A 19104-nucleotide genomic window follows, 5' to 3' on the forward strand; every position below is an offset into this window, starting at 1 on the left:
CATAGGACAGGGATCACGCATTCTTGCGGCGACGCAGAAGGTGTGAATTCCAAGCCCTGTCCATTTCAGACAATTGGATTGTGGCCCCTTTACGAGCAATTCAGAACTTCATTCCAATTTTAGCTTTGGACGCTAGGGTAGAGTTGTAATGTCGGCGTATGAAAAGCAGATGTCGGGAGGAACCGCGCCACGGCGCGTGTTTTCGCTCGCCTTGCTTTTCTCCTTGCTATGTTCGACTGCACTGGTTGCCGCGAGCGGAAATGCGGCCGCTTTCGAGATCTTCGGCATCAAGTTGTGGGGATCGTCGGAGGATGAAGATGCCGACATCGTCGATCCGTTGCGCTATGCGGTGACCATCGAGGCGCCCGACGCCGACGAGGATCTGGCCGAGAAGCTCGAAAACGCCTCGGCGCTGAAGGACGACGAAGAACGTCCAGTCTCTGGTTCGCTCGGCCTGCTGGCCAAGGCGCGTGGCGACCGCGATCAGCTTGTCGCCGCACTTTATGCGGACGCCCGTTACGAGGGCGTCGTCACCATCACCATCGAAGGCAAGCCGCTCAACGATTTGCCGCCCGACGCCGAATTTTCGGGTCCGCAGCCGATTCCGGTGGTGATCAACATTGCGACCGGGCCGAAATTCACGCTTGGCGACATCAGGCTGGCGGGCGATGCGGCGGGGCTGGCGGGCGCCGATTTCGGCCTGATCGCCGGCGGCGATGCGGGTTCCGGTGCCGTGCTCAAGGCCGAGGCGTCGATCGTGCGGGCGCTCAAAGAGGAAGGCAGGCCGCTGGCCAAGGTGACGGAGCGCGAGATCATTGCCGACCACGCCACCTCGACGCTCGACGTGACGCTGACTGTGGCGGCCGGGCCGGTTGCCGGCTACGGCGACACCACGGTCGAGGGCACCGAAAAGGTCGACCGCGATTTCACCGAATATATGACCGGCCTGAAGCGCGGCCGCCAATATTCGCCGGAAGAGATCGACGAGGCGCGCGACCGCCTGCTCGGGCTGGAAGTCTTCAACAGCGTGACGCTGAAGGAGGCCGACAGTCTCGACGCCGACGGCAATATCCCGATCGGCGTCGAAGTGAGCGAGCGCAAGCCGCGCTATTTCGGCCTTGGCGGCACCTTCTCCAACACCGAGGGGCTCGGCCTAGAAGGCTATTGGGGCCACCGCAACCTGTTCGGCCGTGCCGAAAAGCTGCGCATCGAGGGCGCAATCAGCGGTATCGGCCGCAATGAGCTGACCGAGCTCAACTACAATGCCGGCATCATGTTCGAAAAACCGGGCGTGGTCGGGCCGGCGTCGAAATTCTTCGCCGGCGCCAACACCGTATTAGAGCATCCCGACGCCTACGACCATTTCTCGGTCAAGGGCAACACCGGCCTGTCTTATGAACTGGACAGGCAGCAGACGGTTTCCGCGGAAGTCGCGCTCGACTATTCGAAGATAACCGATTCCTTCGGCAAGCACACCTATCTGATAGCCAGCATTCCGCTGCGATATGTCTTCGACAACCGGGACAGCCGGCTCAATCCGACGACGGGATTCAGGGCGCTGGCCTATGCCGAGCCGAGCTACGACATTTTGAACGGTGCGGCCTTCGTCAAGCTGAGGGGCGAAGGATCGGCCTATCAGTCGCTCGACGCGGCCTCGAAGTTCGTCTTGGCCGAACGTGTCGCCATCGGCTCGATCATCGGTGCCGGCCTTCAGGATGTTCCGGCCGACCGCCGCTTCTATTCCGGCGGCGGCGGCTCGGTGCGCGGTTATGCCTATCAGGGCATCGGTCCCAAGGACATCGACGGAGAGCCGATCGGCGGGTTATCCTTCTTCGAGACCTCGGTCGAGATGCGCATCGCCATCACCGACACGATCGGCGTCGTGCCGTTCGTCGATGTCGGCACCGTCTCGACCAACCGATTCCCGGATTTTTCTGGCATGAAGGTCGGCACCGGCGTCGGCCTGCGCTATATAACGCCGTTCGGACCGCTGCGCATCGATGCGGCGGTGCCGCTCAACCGGGGTCCCGATGACCCGCATTTCGGCATCTATGCCGGCATCGGCCAGGCGTTCTGATGACAATGTTCAAGCGCATCCTTCGCATTGTCCTTTACACGCTGCTCATCCTAGTGGCGGCGGTGGTCGGTGCGCTCGTCGTGCTGACCAAGACCGAGCGCGGCCGCGACAATCTCGCCGGCATCATCTCGACCGTGGCGTCAACCGATGACCGCAAGGTCACGGTCAGCGGCATCGACGGCATCTGGTCCGGCGCGCTCACTGTCGATCATGTCGTGCTGGAGGATCGCCAGGGCGCCTGGCTGGTGGCGCGCAAGGTGGCCGTCGACTGGTCGCCGCTGGCGCTTCTGTCGAAAAACTTCAGCGCCGGCCGCATCGCCGCCGATCGCATCGAGCTGGCGCGGCTGCCGGTTGCCGGCACGCAGCCGAGCCAGGGTGGCGCCCCCACGCTGCCGGTGTCGCTCGACATCAAGCAGATCGACCTGCCAGAAATCGCGCTCGGGCAGGCCCTGGCCGGCAGCAGTATTGCAGAGCTCGCGGCGAAGGGTTCGTTCAAGGCCGACGCGGCGCCATTGGCGCTAGAAACCAGCCTCAACATCACCCGCCACGACGGCAAGCAAGGCAAGGTCGACGCCAACATCCATTTTGCGCCCGCCGACAACAAGCTCGATCTCGATCTGAAGGCATCCGAGCCGGCCGGCGGCATCATCGCCAATCTGCTCAAATTGCCGGATGCGCCGCCGATCAACGTCGTCGTCACCGGCACGGGGCCGGTCGCCAACTGGAGCGGCATCGGTACCTTCGTCGTCGACGGCCAGATCGTCACCCAGCTCACCGGTCGCCACCAGCTTACCGACAAGGGCAACTATGTCGAGGCAAAGGGCGACGGCGATTTCCAGCGCTTCTTGCCGGACAATCTGAAATCCTTGTTTGCCGGCAAGACCAGTTTCGACCTTGCCGGAACCGCGATCGTGACGGGCGGCGTCGAAGTCGAACGCGCCAGCATCGACAGCGATGCCGTGCATGGCACGGCCGCGGGCATCATCGACCCCAATGGCGCCAGCGACCTTTCGGTGGAGCTCGCCGCCAAGGGCCCACCGATCGTACTCAGCCTCGGCACTGCTGCGCAGCCCGTGACCGTCGCGGTCACCGGCGCTACGGCCCGCGCGTTCGGCGGCGGCAAGGCGCCGATAGTCGACATCGGCGCGTCTCTGGTCTCGGTGGTGGCGGGCGGCACGCGGGTGGACGATCTGGTGGCTGAAATCCATTCCGACGGCTTCGATATCCAGGACCGCAGCGGACCGGTCACCATCAAGCTTGCGGCCGGCGGCCTGAACACCGACGTGGCGACGCTGGCGCCGCTGGTGACCGGCAGGGTGACCGCTGATCTCGCGGGATCGGTCAGCAAGGACGAAATCGTCGTCGATCAAGGCACGCTGCGCAGCGATGCGCTCAATGCCTCGGTGACGTCCAGGGTGATGCTGGCCGATTTGGCGATGACGCTCAAGATGAATGCCGATGCCGTCTCGACTGCGCTGCCGCCGCAGATCCGCTCGGTTCTGGGCAAGCGCGTGACATTCTCGGCGACCGCGACCCGTGACCCGCAAGGTTCCTTTGCCGCCAATGCGCTGCAACTCACTTCAGGCTCGCTCAGCGCCAGCGGCACCGCCAGCGCGACGGGCACCGATATCCAGGCCGACATCAAGGGTACGCTCGGCGACGTTTCGGTGCTGTCGCCGATGGTTGGCGTACCGGTCGGCGGGGCCGTCGATTTCGCGCTGACGGCGAGCGGCGCGCGCACGGCGCCGGATTTCTCGGTCTCGGCCGACAGCGACAGCCTGACGGCGTCGGGCCGTACGGTCAAGACGATCAAGCTGACTGCGACGGGCAAGGCCGACATCGCCAATCCCGCTGCCGATGTCTCACTGACCGGGTCCGTCGATGATCAGCCGCTCGATCTCAGGGCATCGTTGATCACGCGTGACGGAAAGCGTTCCCTTAACGGGCTTAGCCTGTCGCTGGCCGACAACAAGGTCTCGGGCGATCTCGCTCTCGACGACAGCTTGCTGCCACTCGGCACGCTGACACTCGAAGCGCCCGATATCGGGCCGCTGGCCGCTCTTGCCGGGCAGACGGCGGCAGGCGACGTGCAGGGCAGCATCCGCCTGTCGAGTGATGGTGGCGCGCCGACGGTCGCGATCGATCTGACGAGCGGGTCTATTTCGCGCGGCGATCTGGCGGCAAAGACCACCGCCGTTAACGCGCTGGTCGCCAACTATCTCAAGGCACCGGCGATCTCCGGAAAAATCCGTGCCGACAGCGTCACCTCCGGCGGCACCGTCATTCGCGGCATCGATGTCGATCTGAAGCGTGACGGCGACTGGACCGGCTTTTCCGGCGGAGCCACCGTCAAGGACATTCCGGCCATGGTCGAAGGCAGGGTGAAGATCGCGGACGGCATGACAAGCGTCGAGATCGCTTCCGGCGAAGCGACCATTCGCGGCATCAAGGCGGCGGTCGCGCAGCCGTCGAGCTTAAACATCGCCAATGGCACGGCCAGCATCGAGAAGCTGCTGCTCGATGTCGGCGGCGGATCGGTGACCGTGTCCGGCACCGCCGGCCCGACGCTCGACCTCGCGGCAGAGTTTTCCGCGCTGCCGGCCGCCCTTGCCAATGATTTTTCACCCGGTCTCGACGCCGCGGGCTCGCTCGGCGGAACGGCGCAAGTGACGGGACCGTCGGCAGCCCCCAACATTCGTTTCAGTGCGCAGCTCAGCGGCGCCGAGACCAGCCAGACCCGCCAGGCGGGGCTCGGGCCGCTCACCTTCGATGCGGCAGGCAGTTTCTCGTCCGCCGGCGGCGTTGCCATCGACCACGCGACGCTTGCCGGTGACAAAATTTCCGGCAAGGCCGCCGGCACCATCAACCCGAACGGCGCCAGCGATTTTGCGCTCGACCTGGCCTCGACCGGCCCGAGCCTGCCGCTGGCGCTTGGCAGCACCGAGAGCCCGATCAATCTCGAGTTGCAGGCGCTGTCGGTGGAGGTCGCGGGGCAGGGCATGCAATCGACGCTGAATATCTCCGCGACACTGCCGTCGGTCGCCACCAACCTAGCTAAGGTCGAGGGGCTCACCCTGGCATTGCACTCGGACGCCTTCGACGTGAAAAGCCGGACAGGGCCGATTTCCGGCACGGTGACGGCGGACAAGATCGGCCTGGACAATCCGACCATCGCGCCGCTGATCGCCGGCAGGATCACCGCCAAGGTCGCCGGCGATCTCGCTACCGATACCTTCGTCATCGACAGCGGCTCGGTGACGAGCGAGGCACTGGACAGCGGCTTTAATGGAAGGGTCTCGCTGGCCGACGGCGCCATCGATCTCAACCTCAGGGCGGATGCGGCTTCCGCAGCACTGCCGGCGGCAGTGCGCGGCGTGCTCGCCGAGCGGACGCAGCTCAGCGCGGCACTAAAGCGCGACGCCAACGGCAATGTCACCGCCCACGCCATCAGGCTGGTATCCGGCGCGCTGACCGCCGACGGGCAGGCCAGCCTCGCCGACAACAAGGTCAGCGCCGACGTCAAGGGCGCGCTGGCCGACATCTCGCTTCTGTCCGGGGATGCCAAGGGCGCCATAACGTTCGCGCTGAACGCGCAAGGCGCCGGCACAGCGCCGGACCTGTCACTGACGGTCGACAGCGACCGGCTTTCGGTGGCGGCGCGAGAAATCACCGGGCTAAAGCTCACCGCGACGGGGAAGGGCGACATCGCCAGCCCGGCGGCCGATATTTCGCTCACCGGATCCGTCAATGATGAGCCACTCGATTTCAAGGCGTCACTGGTAACGCGCCAGGGAAAGCGGTCCATAGACGGACTAAGCCTGTCGCTGGGCGACAACAAAGTTTCGGGCGATCTTGCTCTCGACGATAGATTCCTGCCGCTCGGCACGGTCTCGCTGGATCTACCCGATATCAGTCCGCTCGCAGCCCTGGCGCTGGAAAAAGCTAACGGCGACGTGCGTGGCACGATCGCCTTCTCGAAGACCGGCAATGCGCCTGATGTCACCATCAAGGCGACCACAGATTCAATTTCGCGCGGCGATGTTTCGGCAAAGACGGTCACCATCGATGCGCTGATTGCCAACTATCTCGCCGCACCGGTGATCTCCGGAAAAATCCGTGCCGACAGCGTCACCTCCGGCGGCACCATCATTCGCGGCATCGATGTCGATCTCAAGCGTGACGGCGACTGGACCGGGTTTTCCGGCGGCGCCACCGTCGCCGGCATTCCGGCCACGGCCGAAGGCAGGGTGAAGATCGCGGACGGCACGACAAGCGTCGAGATCGCTTCCGGCGACGCGACCATTCGCGGCATCAGGGCAGCGGTCGCGCAGCCGTCGAGCTTAAACATCGCCAATGGCACGGCCAGCATCGAAAAGCTGCTGCTCGATGTCGGCGGCGGATCGGTGACCGTGTCCGGCACCGCCGGCCAGACACTCGACATCGCGGCAGAGTTTTCCGCGCTGCCGGCCGCCCTCGCCAATGATTTTTCACCGGGCCTCGACGCCGCGGGCACGCTCGGCGGAACAGCGCAAGTGACGGGACCGTCGGCAGCCCCCAACATTCGTTTCAATGCGCAGCTCAGCGGCGCCGAGACCAGCCAGACCCGCCAGGCGGGGCTCGGGCCGCTCACCTTCGATGCGGCAGGCAGTTTCTCGTCCGCCGGCGGCGTCGCCATCGACCACGCGATGCTTGCCGGTAACAAAATTTCCGGCAAGGCCGCCGGCACCATCAACCCGAACGGCGCCAGCGATTTTGCGCTCGACCTGGCCTCGACCGGCCCGAGCCTGCCTCTGGCGCTTGGCAGCACCGAGAGCCCGATCAAGCTCGAGCTGCAGGCGCTTTCGGTAAAGGCTGCAGGGCAGGGCACGCAGCCGAAGCTCGATATCTCCGCTGTTCTGCCTTCGGCCGCCACCAACCTAGCTAAGGTCGAGGGGTTCACCCTAGCATTGCACTCGGACGCCTTCGACGTGAAAAGCCGGACAGGGCCGATCTCCGGCACGGTGACGGCGGACAAGATCGGTCTGGACAATCCGACCATCGCGCCGCTGCTCGCCGGAAAGATCACTGCCAAGGTCGCCGGCGATCTCGCTACCGATACCTTCGTCATCGACAGCGGGTCGGTTACGGGCGATGCGCTGAACAGCACCTTCAACGGAAAGGTCTCGCTGGCCGAAGGCGCCATCGACCTCAACGTCAAGACCGACGTCGTTTCCGCGGCGCTGCCGGCGGCAGCGCGCGGTGTGCTCGCGGAGCGGACAGAACTCAGTGCCGCGTTGAAGCGTGACGCCAATGGCGATGTCACAGCCAACGCGATCAGACTGGTGTCCGGCGCGCTGACCGCCGACGGGCAGGCCAGCCTTGCCGACAATAAACTCGCCGCCGACATCAAGGGCGCGCTGGCCGACATCTCGCTTCTGTCCGGGGATGCCAAGGGCGCCATCGCTTTCGCGCTGAACGCGCAAGGCGCCGGCACCGCGCCTGACCTGTCGCTGACGGTCAACAGCGACCGGCTCTCGGTGGCCGAACGCGAGATCACCGGGTTGAGGCTCACCGCCACCGGCAAGGCCGATGCCGCCAACCCGGCGGCCAATGTCCAACTGACCGGAAATGTCGCGGGCCAGCCCCTGCAAGGCCGTGCCGTGCTGGCGACGTCAGACGGCAAGCGCGCCATCAACGGGCTTTTGCTGTCACTCGGCAAGAACCGGGTATCAGGCGACCTGGCACTTGACGAGGCGTTCGTGCCTGATGGCACCGTGGCGCTCGACCTGCCTGATATCGGACCGCTCGCAGCCCTTGCGCTGGAAAAGGCGGAAGGCGACGTGCGTGGCACGATCGTCTTCTCGAAGACCGGCAATGCGCCTGAGGTCACCATCAAGGCTTCGACGGCTTCGATTTCACGCGGCGATGTTTCGGCAAGGACGGTCACTATCGATGCATCGATCGCCAACTATCTCGCGGCACCGGTGATCTCCGGAAAGATCCGTGCCGACAGCGTCACCTCCGGCGGCACCGTCATTCGCGGCATCGATGTCGATCTCAAGCGTGACGGCGACTGGACCGGCTTTTCCGGCGGCGCCACCGTCAAGGACATTCCGGCCAGGGCCGCCGGCCGCGTCAGGGTCGCCAACGGCACGACGACCGTCGAACTCGCCTCCGGCCAGGCGACCATGCGCGGCATCAAGGCGGCGATCGCTCAGGCCTCGACCATCACCATCGCCAACGGCACGACCAGCCTGGACAAGCTCGCACTCAACCTCGGCGGCGGCACGGCGACGGTTTCGGGCAAGGTCGGGGAGGCGCTCAATCTCAACGCGACGCTGGCGCGGGTGCCGATGTCGCTCGCCAACAGTTTCTCGCCGGGCCTCGATGCCGCCGGCTCGATATCGGGCACGGTGAAGGTGACGGGCGCGCCGGCCAACCCGGCCGTCGCCTTCAAGATCGACGCCGCAGGCGTCCAGACGTCGCAGACCCGCGGTGCCGGTTTCGGCGGCATGGGCGTTTCGTCCTCCGGAACATATTCTGGCAACAGGCTGACCTTCGACGCCAGCATGAGCGATGCCGCCGGTCTCGGCCTCAAGGGCGGCGGCACGATGACGACATCAGGTACGCCCACCCTTGATCTCGACTTTGCCGGCAAGGTGCCGTTCGCTTTCCTCACCCGGACACTTGCCGCGCAAGGCCTGTCTTTGAGCGGCACGGCCGACGTCAATTTGAAGGTGCGCGGCCCGGCGACGTCGCCGGTCATCACAGGCACGGTCCGCACTTCAGGTGCCCGCCTGATCGATGCACGCTCGGGACTTGCGATCAACGATATCACCGCCGATGTGGCGATCGGCGGTGGCGTCGCCAGGATCAACCGCCTGACTGGCAATTTGTCGACGCGCGGCAGCCTGTCGGCCAGCGGCACGGTCGGTATCAATCCGGCGCAAGGTTTTCCGGCCGACCTGTCGGTCAAGCTCGTCGACGGCCGCTACACCGACGGCAGGGTGGTCACCGCCAATCTCGGTGGCGACCTGACCATCAAGGGGCCGCTCGCGTCGGCGCCGGTGATCTCGGGTACGATCAACCTGGCCAAGACAGTCATCACCGTTCCCGAGAAGCTGCCGGGCTCGCTTGCGGCGCTCAACGTCAAGCACAAGAACGCACCGGCCGCCGTGCGCGCGCAGGACAAGGCGTTGCGTCCGGCGACGGCGAGCGGCAGCAGCGGTGGGGGCGGCCTCAACCTCGATGTCACGGTCAACGCGCCGAGCCAGATATTCATCCAGGGTAGGGGTGTCGATGCCCAGCTTGGCGGCTCGCTGCGGCTGACCGGCCCGGCATCGTCGCCGCAGGCCGTTGGCACCTTCACCTTGCAGCGCGGGCGGCTGACGATCCTCGCCAAGCGGCTGACCTTCACCGAAGGCACGGTCGGCTTTTCAGGCTCGCTGGTGCCTTATCTCAACCTCACGGCGACGTCGACGACGAGCAGCGCCACCGTCACCATCGTGGTATCGGGCGAGGCGACCAATCCGAAATTCAACTTCTCGTCGGTGCCGGCGCTGCCGGAAGACGAGGTCCTGGCGCAACTGATTTTCGGCCGCTCGATGTCTAACCTGTCGCCGCTGCAGATCGCCCAGCTTGCCGAAGCCGCCGCGCAGCTGGCCGGTGTCGGTGGCTCGACCTCGCTGCTCCAGAACCTGCGCAGCGCGATCGGCGTCGACGATCTCGACGTCATCACCGACGAGGAAGGCGGCACCGCGGTCTCGGCGGGCAAATATCTCAACGACCGCACCTATGTGACCATTCAGAAGGGCGACAAGCCGGGTTCGGGCAAGGCGGCGATCGATCTCGACGTCGGGCGCGGCGTCAAATTGCGCGGCGAGGCCACAGACGCCGGCGAAGCCAAGGGCGGCGTTTTCTACGAGCGCGAGTACTGAAGCCGGCCGACGCGAGAGGGTCTGGCAATCCGACAATTGTCGCCGTTTTGGCACCCTGTCCGGGATCGGCTGGCGCTGTGCAAAGCTGCGCGCATGACGCCGGAAATCGGAACCGACTTTCGGTTAGGGATTATGCGCAAAATCAAAGTGCTACAGTGTCTTTTGCGCGCCCCAGAGGACGCGCGGCGCTGTCGTGAATGTCTCACTTTGATCGATCCCGGAGATTCGAACGAAATCTGCCGGGCAATAGCAATTTTGCGCCAAGACTGTCGTTATCACGCGAACTGCTTCCCTTCCAAAGTTGCACATTCCTTGGCATGTTCCCAACCCGTGCCGTTTTTGACATCATGGCCCGGATGCGGAATGGTAAAAGGCAGAAAGCCAACAATGGGAGTTTCGTGATGACAATCTACAAGAGTAATGGCGATCGCGTTCCGGATCACATCCATGCAATGGCCGAAGAAGCCAAGGCCGGACGTGTCGACCGCCGCGAGTTTCTGGCTCTGGCCAGCGTCTTCGGCGCGTCCACGGCGATGGCCTATGGTATGCTCGGCCTCGCCAACCCGACGCCGGCGAGAGCGCAGGACGTACAGGGCAAGAAGGGCGGCATATTGAAGGTCGCCATGTGGATCAAGGATCCGAAGGATCCGCGCAAGGCCGACTGGTCGGAAATCGCCAATGCCGAGCGCCAGGCACTCGAGCCGTTGGTCAAGTACACAAACGAATTCACGTTCCGCCCCTACCTCCTCGAGAGCTGGGACGTCAACGACGACGCCACCGAATACACGCTGCATGTGCGCAAGGGCGTCACCTGGAACAATGGCGATCCGTTCACCGCGGATGACGTCATCTTCAACTTCAAGCGTTGGGCCGACAAGAAAGCCGAAGGCAATTCCATGCCCGGTCGTCTCGGCTCGCTGGTCAAGGACGACAAGCTGGATGAGAGCGCAGTCACCAAGGTCGACGAACACACGGTCAAGCTAAAGCTCAGCACGCCTGATATCGCGCTCATTCCCAACGTGTGCGACTATCCCGGCCTCATCGTCCACAAGACCTTCGACGAAAAGGGCGGCGATTTCAAAGCCTGCCCGATCGGCACCGGCCCGTTCGAGCTCGTCTCCTACGATGTCGGCCAGAAGGTCGTCTACAAGCGCCGCGAAGACAACAAGTGGTGGGACGGCGAGGTCTTCCTCGACGGCATCGAGTTCATCGACTACGGCACCGATCCCGCGGCTACGGTCAGCGCCTTCGAATCGGGAGAGGTCCATACCAATTTCGAGACGTCGGCCGACTATGTGTCGATCCTCGACGGTGTCGACCTGGTCAAGTACGAGGTGGTCACCGCAGCGACCATCGTCTGCCGCACCAATGTGGCCAACAAGCCTTATGACGATCAGAAGGTCCGCAACGCGCTGCAGCTCGCAGTCGACAACGCCGTCGTGCTGCAGCTTGGCATGGCCAATGCCGGTACTGTCGCCGAAAACCACCATGTCAGCCCGATCCATCCGGAATATTACGAGCTGCCGAAGATTGCCCGCGATCCGGCCAAGGCGAAGGCGCTGATGGAGGAAGCCGGTCAGGCCGATTTCGAGCACGAGCTGATCACGGTCGACGAAGACTGGCACAAGAATACCGGCGATGCGATCGCCGCGCAGATGCGCGACGCCGGCATCAAGGTGAAGCGCACGGTGCTGCCGGGTTCGACGTTCTGGAACGACTGGACGAAGTATCCGCTGTCGATGACCAACTGGAACATGCGGCCGCTCGGCGTCCAGGTTCTGGCGATCGGCTACCGCACCGGAGAAGCCTGGAACGAAACCGCCTGGTCGAATCCCGAATGGGATGCCAAGCTCAACGCCGCGCTCGCTGTTGCCGACGCCGCCAAGCGCAAGGAGATGATGAAGGACATCGAGCAGATCCTGCAGGATTCCGGAATCATCATCCAGCCCTACTGGCGCAAGCTCTACAGTCACTCGGTGGCTGCCGTTAAGAACTACGCCATGCACCCGACCTTCGAGCGCGACTACGGCAAGGTCTGGCTCGACGAGGCCTGATCGGATCGAAGCCAAAGGGGAGGGAGGGCGTTGTTCCCTCCCTCCTGTTTCGAACATGATCCAAATGTGGGATCAGCGCAAAAAGGTGCTGACTTTTCAGGCCGGCTCATGCGACAAATCAAGGGTTGACAGCACCTGACCCCAACCCGATCGGCAGGGGGCCGCCATGCTTTCCTTCATCCTTCGACGCCTCGGCACAATGGCATTGACGATGCTGTGCCTGACATTGGTCGTCTTCTTCCTGATCAATCTCGACCCCAATCTGAAAAAACTGGCGATCAGCCAGACCGAAATGCACACCTCGGCCGAGCAGCTCGAAAGCTGGCTGGTCAACCATGGCTATCGCCAGAATTTCTTCTCCCGCTATGGCCAATGGCTGGGTATCGCGCCCAAACAGCCGGTCACAGACCCGGCAACGGGCAAACCCGCGCGCCGTTTTTCGTTCTGCAACGATCCTGTCGAGCCAACGTTCTCCGGCGTGCTACAGGGTGATTTCGGCTGCTCGACCAAGTTCAAAACGACGGTCGCGTCGAAGCTTTTCCCGGCGCTCGGCGCCACCGGTATTCTGATGTTCTGGGTGCTTGTGGTGATGGTGCCGATCTCGCTTCTGATCGGCATCCTCGCCGGCATGCGAGAAGGCTCGCGAACCGATCGAACGTTGTCCGTCGCCTCGATCGCCTCGACGGCGACGCCCGAATATGTGTCGGGCGTCATTTTCACCGTCATTTTCGCCTCATGGCTCGGCCTGCTGAACGGTTCGGCGGCTTCGGCCAGCCGGGGCATCACCTTCTACAATTTCACTTTGCCTGTGATGACGCTGGCGATCTACGGCATCGGCTACATCGCCCGCATGACCCGCGCTTCGATGGTCGAGGTGATGACGCAGCAATATATCCGCACCGCGCGGTTGAAGGGCCTCTCCTTCGGCAGCGTCGTGGTCAAGCATGCGCTGCGCAACGCGCTGATCGCGCCGTTCACTGTCATCATGCTGCAATTTCCCTGGCTGCTCACCGGCGTCGTCATCGTCGAGGTGATGTTCCGCTACCAGGGATTTGGCTACACGCTGGTCGAGGCGGCCGGCAACAACGATATCGATCTTTTGCTCGGCTGCTCCCTGGTCTCGGTGTTCATCGTCCTGATCACGCAGCTCATTTCCGATGTCGGCTACGCGTTTCTCAATCCGCGTATCAGAGTTCAATAGGGGATCGAGCGGATGCAGCTTGAATATATCGGCGCCGTCGATGTGGTGCTTGGCGTGCTTGCGCGTTTCTGGCCGGTCTGGATTTCTCTCGTCCTGGTGATGGGGGTGAGCTTCGCCTACAAAAAGAGGCTTGGCCTCTACGGTCAGCTGTTCGACAGCAGCGTCGGCATCGTCGGCGTCGGCATCTGCCTGTTCTGGCTGTTCACGGCGATCTTCGCGTCGACCATCTCGCCCTTCAATCCGCTTGTCCAGATCCCCATCATGAAGGATGCGCTGCCGGGCGCGGTCGAGCCGCAATCGGGACTGGTCTACCTGTTCGGCGGTGACAAGCTTGCCCGCGACGTGTTCAGCCGCATGGTCTATGGCAGTCAGATCGTGCTGATCATCGCGCCGGCGGCGACCGGTTTCGCGCTGATGGTCGGTATCACGCTTGGCCTGCCGGCCGGCTATTATGGCGGCAGGATTGATACGGTGCTGTCCTTCCTCGCCAACCTGGTGCTGGCCTTCCCGGTGATCCTTCTGTTCTACCTCTTGGTGACACCGGGCATCATGGAGACGCCGATCCCCTATGCGATGGCTGGCCTGTTCTTCCTGTTCCCGATCATCTTCTTCAGCGTGCTGTTCTGGACACGCTACAAGAAGCGGCCCGACCGCCTTTACATCCTCCTGGGGCTGACCATTGTCATTGGCGGCTGGGTCTATGCCGGCCTGGTCTTCGATGCCGACCCGTTCAGGATCATCCATATCGATCCCAACCAGCTCAACATCTTCGTGGCGGTGGTGTTCGCCTCCAGCCCTGGCGTGTTCCGCATAGTGCGCGGCCTTGTCATGGACATCAAGACGCGCGACTATGTGGCGGCGGCGCAGACGCGCGGTGAATCGCCCTGGTACATCATGCTGTGGGAGATCCTTCCCAATGCACGCGGGCCGCTGATCGTCGATGCGTGCCTGCGTATCGGCTACACCACGATCCTGCTCGGCACGCTCGGCTATTTTGGGCTGGGGCTGGCGCCCGAGAGTCCGGACTGGGGCACCGCGATCAAGGACGCCAGCCGGCTGCTGCGCTCCTTCATCCATCCGGCGCTGCCGCCGACGATCGCGCTGATGTCGTTCGTGCTGGGCCTTAATCTGTTGGCCGACTCGCTGCGTGAACAATCGATGAAAGATTGATGGACGGGTTCTCGACCCGATATGCTTGAAAGAACAAGGATTGGAGCGACCCATGAATGAGGCAGTTCGAAATCCCGCCGAGCCGATCATCGAGATCGAGAACCTGTCGATCTCCTTCTTCACCCGCAAGGGTGAGATACCGGCCGTTATGGACTTCTCCTGCACGGTCATGCCTGGCGAAGCGATGGGCATCGTCGGCGAATCCGGCTGCGGCAAGTCGACCGTGTCGCTCGGCATCATGCGCGACCTCTCCAACATCGGAAAGATCGTCGGCGGTCGGATAAAGTTCCAGGGCAAGGACATGGGCGAGCTGTCCGACGAGGAACTGCGCGCCATCCGCGGCAACAAGATCGCGATGATCTACCAGGAGCCGATGGCCAGCCTGAACCCGGCGATGAAGGTCGGCCAGCAACTGATGGAAGTGCCGCTGATCCATGACAAGGTGTCGAAGGAAGAGGCTTATAGACGCGCGCTGGAAATGGTGCGCGCGGTCAGGCTGCCCGATCCCGAGCGCATGATGCGCTCCTTTCCGCACCAGCTTTCCGGTGGCCAGCAACAGCGTATCGTCATCGCCATGGCGCTGCTATCGAAGCCGGCGCTGCTCCTGCTCGACGAGCCGACGACGGCGCTCGACGTGACGGTGGAAGCCGGCATCGTCGACCTGGTCAAGGGGCTCGGCGAGAAGTTCGGCACCTCCATGATCTTCGTGTCGCATAATCTCGGCCTGATCCTGGAAACCTGCGACCGCATTACGGTGATGTATTCGGGCGAAGCGGTGGAGACCGGCAAGATTAAGGACGTCTTCGACCGGATGCGCCATCCCTACACGCAAGGCCTGTTCCGCTCGATCCCGCTGCCCGGCGCCGACAAGAATTCGCGGCCTCTGATCTCCATACCGGGGCAATTGCCGCTGCCGCACGAGCGGCCGAAGGGCTGCAATTTCGGCCCCCGCTGCCACCATTTCGTCGAGGGCGTCTGCAACGCCGCCGAAATCCCGATGATCGCGGTCGACGGCCATGAAGGCCATTTTTCGCGCTGCGTGCGCTTCAACGAGATCGACTGGGAGGCGCTGCCGCCCGGCGCCAAGAAGGTCAACGAGCGCGTCGAGCCCGGCGCGCCGGTGCTCAAGATCGAGGACCTCAAAAAATACTACAAGGTCGGCGGCAGCGAAGTGTTCGGCTCAAGCGAGGGCCGCGTCGTCAAGGCCAACGAGACGATCTCCTTCATGGCGCGCGAATCCGAGACCGTCGCCATTGTCGGCGAGTCCGGTTGTGGGAAGTCGACGCTGGCCAAGGTGCTGCTCGGGCTGGAGACGGCAAGCTCGGGCAGCGTGACGCTCGGCAACCAACAGATCCAGTCGACCGGCGTCGAGAAGCGCAGTGTCGAGACGGTGTCGTCGATCCAGATGGTGTTCCAGAATCCGTTCGACACGCTCAATCCCAGCCATACGGTCGGTTCGCAGATCATCCGCACGCTGGAAAAGTTCAATGTCGGCAACACGGTCGCCGATCGCCGTCAGCGCATGCTGGAGCTTCTCGACCTGGTGAAGCTGCCGCGGGCGTTCGAGACCCGCAAGCCGCGCCAGCTCTCAGGCGGCCAGAAGCAGCGCATCGGCGTGGCGCGGGCCTTTGCCGGCGACGCCAAGGTGGTGGTGGCCGACGAGCCGGTTTCGGCGCTCGACGTGTCGGTGCAGGCGGCGGTGACTGAGCTCCTGATGGACATCCAGCGCAAGAACAAGACGACGATGCTGTTCATCAGCCACGACCTGTCGGTGGTGCGCTACATCGCCGATCGTGTCGTCGTCATGTATCTCGGCTATATCGTCGAGCAGGGCACGACCGACCAGATATTTTCGCCCCCCTATCATCCCTATACCGAGGCGTTGCTGTCGGCGATCCCGATCGCCGACACCAGCGTGATCAAGAAGCACATCGTGCTGGAGGGCGACATTCCGTCGGCGATGAACCCGCCAACCGGCTGTCCGTTCCAGACGCGTTGCGGCTACAAGAAGCTGGTGCCGGACAATCTTTGCGAGACGCAGGTGCCGCCGGTGAAGAATCTCGGCGACGGTCATTTGAGCCTGTGCTGGCTTGCCGACGACGTGCTGGCGAAAATGGAGCCGGTAATCAAATTCGACAAGGAGCATGCCGCCCATGAGGGGTTGCCGGACGACGCGCCGCAAGGCATCGGTCCTGGCTTTGCCGGCGCTCCGCCCAAGCGTCCGCGCGGCAAAAGGCCGAAGCTGACGGATGGCTAGATCCTTGGCTTCATCAACGCGCGCATTGGCGTAGCTGCGCGGCATAATCCCGAGCCATCTTCTCGGTGGCTCGCGCATAGCGCTGCACGCCGGCATCGCCGCGATTCCCGCGGCCATAGGCCGTCCAGCCGAGATAATAGGCCAGATAGAGGTTGTAGGTGTCGTTGCGGGCGACGCCGAGCGTGTCTGATGTCTTGGAATGATACCAGCCGACGAAATCGACGGCATCGGCAAAGCTGGTGCGGCGCGCCGCCCAGCTGCCGGTCTCGCTTTGATACTGCGCCCAGGTGCCGTCGAGCGCCTGCGAGAAGCCGGTGGCGCTGGAGACACGTTTCCAGGGAATGAAGCCGAGAAGCTTGGTGCGCGGCGGCCTGGCGTTGCTCTTGAAACCAGATTCCTTCCGCACCGTCGCCATCAGCACGGGAACCGGCACGCCGTGCTTCTTTTCGGCGCGTTCGGCCGCCGCCTGCCAGTTGTCGAACCAACCGTCATTTTGGTCGAACACGGCGCAGACATCGTTGATATGGCGCGGCGGCGTCGCGCAGGCCGACAGCGCCAGCAACACGGTAACAGCTATAATTTTACTAAAACTCGACTTACCCATTGGAACAGGATTAGGCCGAAAACATAAAAGGAATCTTGCTGCGTTCCTTAACGGCTCATCGGCCGCTTTGGTCGGGGTAGAGCGAGGATAGATATTCCGACCTTTTTTGTCGCTTTTGTCCGCACGAAATTCCCAGTATGCCGCCTTGGCTAAAATCACGCCCGCGGGTGGCGGATTTCTGACAGCCCGATCCTCCTGCCAGCGCTTTGATGCGCGGCATGAACGAACCGAGACGCAAGCGCGGCGCCGAGCGAACCAGCTACCGGGGACCGGCCGCCATTCCGCAACTGCCGTTGCGCCGCGTGACAAATCCCTATCCGCCAATGGCGATGCTCTCGGCCGACCAGATCGAGGCGATCCACCAGGCGTCGATGCACATTTTGGAGAATTTCGGCATCGAGGTGATGAGCCCGCGGGCGCTCTTGCTGTTCGAGAATGCCGGAGCCAAGGTCGATCACGCGTCGATGACTGTCCGCATCGACCGCGGCATGATCGATGAGGCACTGAAGACGACGCAGTCGAGCTACACGCTGACGCCGCGCAACCCGGCCCGTGCCGTCCACCTCGGCGGCAACACCATCAACTTCACACTGGTTGCGGGGCCGCCTAACGTGCACGACATGGACCGCGGCCGCCGCGCCGGAAACCTGCGCGACTATTGCGATCTCACCCGGCTGGCGCAGCATTTCAACTGCATCCACATGCTGGGCAACCAGGTCTGCGCCCCGGTGGAACTGCCGGCCAATTCACGCCACCTCGACACCTATTTTGCCAATCTGACGCTGACCGACAAAAGTTTTCACGTCTCGGCGATCGGCCGCGGCAGGGCACTCGACGGCATCGAAATGATGGCAATCGCGCGCGGATTGACGCTTGATGAGATGCGCGATGATCCCGGCATCACCACCATCATTTCGGTCAACTCGCCGCGCCGCTTCGACGAGATGATGGCCGAAGGGCTGATGACCATGGCCGAGTTCGGCCAATCGGTCGCGGTGACGCCGTTCACGCTGATGGGGGCGATGAGCCCGGTGACGCTTGCCGGCGCGCTCGCCCAACAGAACGCCGAGGCGCTGTTCGGCGTGGTCTTGACGCAGCTTGTCCGCCCTGGCGCCCCGGTCATGTATGGCGCCTTCACCTCCAATGTCGACATGAAGTCCGGTGCACCGGCGTTCGGCACGCCGGAGAACACCAAGGCCAACATCGCCTCCGGGCAGCTGGCGCGGCGCTATGGACTGCCTTACCGGACGACGCCGGGCTCGGCCTCCAACGCCGCCGACGCGCAAGGCGCCTATGAGACGCTGATGGCGCTGTGGGGCGCGGTGCTCGGCCACGGCAATCTCGTCTACCACGCCGCCGGCTGGCAGGAGGGCGGGCTGACCGCGTCGTTCGAAAAGTTCATCATCGACGTCGAGATGATCCAGCACATGATGGAGTTTTTGCGCCCGATCGAAGTCAACGAGGCCGAACTCGCAGTCGAGGCATTGGGGGCGGTGCCGACCGGCGGCCATTTCTTCGGCGAGCCGCACACGCTGGAGCGCTACGCCACCGCCTTCTATCAGCCGATGCTCTCCAATTGGCAGAATTACGAGGCCTGGCAGGAGGCCGGCGGGCTCGACGCCACCGCGCGGGCGACGCGGCTGTGGAAGAAAGCGCTGGAAGATTACGTCGAGCCGGCGATGGATATTTCTGTACGCGAGGCGCTGGAGGCGTATGTGGCAAAGCGCAAGGAAGCGATCGGGCAGGGCGAGCCGTGATGTTGTGTCGTGCGTCCTCGAGAACCCCCTCTGGCCTGCCGGCCAGAGGGGGGTGATTCAGCTCCTTC

8 protein-coding genes are annotated in these 19104 nt (G+C 63.5%); 7 read left to right on the top strand and 1 reads right to left on the bottom strand.

Annotation, left to right across the window (positions count from 1 at the left end):
- The first annotated feature begins 148 nt into the window (after positions 1-148).
- The 6 genes from ACWTU8_RS04955 (at position 149) to ACWTU8_RS04980 (ending at position 16675) form a co-directional block, all read left to right on the top strand.
- Positions 149-2077 (top strand): autotransporter assembly complex protein TamA, encoded by a 1929-nt coding sequence (locus ACWTU8_RS04955; protein WP_455847259.1) that lies wholly within the window; start codon positions 149-151, stop codon positions 2075-2077.
- A complete protein-coding gene (locus ACWTU8_RS04960; RefSeq protein ID WP_455847260.1) occupies positions 2077-9993 on the top strand; it encodes a translocation/assembly module TamB domain-containing protein in 7917 nt (2638 codons plus the stop codon). Before ACWTU8_RS04955 ends, ACWTU8_RS04960 begins: the two co-directional genes overlap by 1 nt.
- Positions 9994-10394: 401 nt before the next feature.
- Positions 10395-12047, top strand: coding sequence for an ABC transporter substrate-binding protein (locus ACWTU8_RS04965; RefSeq protein WP_455847261.1), 1653 nt, complete (start codon positions 10395-10397; stop codon positions 12045-12047).
- A gap of 166 nt (positions 12048-12213) precedes the next feature.
- A complete protein-coding gene (locus tag ACWTU8_RS04970; protein ID WP_455847262.1) occupies positions 12214-13248 on the top strand; it encodes an ABC transporter permease in 1035 nt (344 codons plus the stop codon).
- A 12-nt stretch (positions 13249-13260) separates the two neighbouring features.
- Positions 13261-14418, top strand: coding sequence for an ABC transporter permease (locus tag ACWTU8_RS04975; protein ID WP_455847263.1), 1158 nt, complete (start codon positions 13261-13263; stop codon positions 14416-14418).
- 52 nt (positions 14419-14470) lie between these two features.
- Entirely contained in the window at positions 14471-16675 is a 2205-nt protein-coding gene (locus tag ACWTU8_RS04980) for a dipeptide ABC transporter ATP-binding protein (protein ID WP_287086912.1), read from the top strand.
- 13 nt (positions 16676-16688) lie between these two features.
- On the opposite strand, the gene ACWTU8_RS04985 is transcribed toward ACWTU8_RS04980, so the two are convergent.
- Positions 16689-17279 (bottom strand): transglycosylase SLT domain-containing protein, encoded by a 591-nt coding sequence (locus tag ACWTU8_RS04985; RefSeq protein ID WP_455847264.1) that lies wholly within the window; start codon positions 17277-17279, stop codon positions 16689-16691.
- A gap of 218 nt (positions 17280-17497) precedes the next feature.
- Here ACWTU8_RS04985 and ACWTU8_RS04990 point away from each other — a divergent pair, with 218 nt between their 5' ends.
- Positions 17498-19036 (top strand): trimethylamine methyltransferase family protein, encoded by a 1539-nt coding sequence (locus ACWTU8_RS04990; RefSeq protein WP_455847265.1) that lies wholly within the window; start codon positions 17498-17500, stop codon positions 19034-19036.
- Positions 19037-19104: the final 68 nt, after the last annotated feature.

The sequence above is a fragment of the Mesorhizobium sp. BHbdii genome, from assembly GCF_053848045.1.

What these genes read in the sequence shown, in the direction of transcription:
- ACWTU8_RS04960 (WP_455847260.1), top strand. Translation starts at nt 2,077, where the DNA reads ATGACAATGTTCAAGCGCATCCTTCGCATTGTCCTTTACACGCTGCTC.
- ACWTU8_RS04965 (WP_455847261.1), top strand. Translation starts at nt 10,395, where the DNA reads ATGACAATCTACAAGAGTAATGGCGATCGCGTTCCGGATCACATCCAT.
- ACWTU8_RS04975 (WP_455847263.1), top strand. Translation starts at nt 13,261, where the DNA reads ATGCAGCTTGAATATATCGGCGCCGTCGATGTGGTGCTTGGCGTGCTT.
- ACWTU8_RS04990 (WP_455847265.1), top strand. Translation starts at nt 17,498, where the DNA reads ATGAACGAACCGAGACGCAAGCGCGGCGCCGAGCGAACCAGCTACCGG.
- ACWTU8_RS04980 (WP_287086912.1), top strand. Translation starts at nt 14,471, where the DNA reads ATGAATGAGGCAGTTCGAAATCCCGCCGAGCCGATCATCGAGATCGAG.
- ACWTU8_RS04985 (WP_455847264.1), bottom strand. Translation starts at nt 17,279, where the DNA reads ATGGGTAAGTCGAGTTTTAGTAAAATTATAGCTGTTACCGTGTTGCTG.
- ACWTU8_RS04955 (WP_455847259.1), top strand. Translation starts at nt 149, where the DNA reads ATGTCGGCGTATGAAAAGCAGATGTCGGGAGGAACCGCGCCACGGCGC.
- ACWTU8_RS04970 (WP_455847262.1), top strand. Translation starts at nt 12,214, where the DNA reads ATGCTTTCCTTCATCCTTCGACGCCTCGGCACAATGGCATTGACGATG.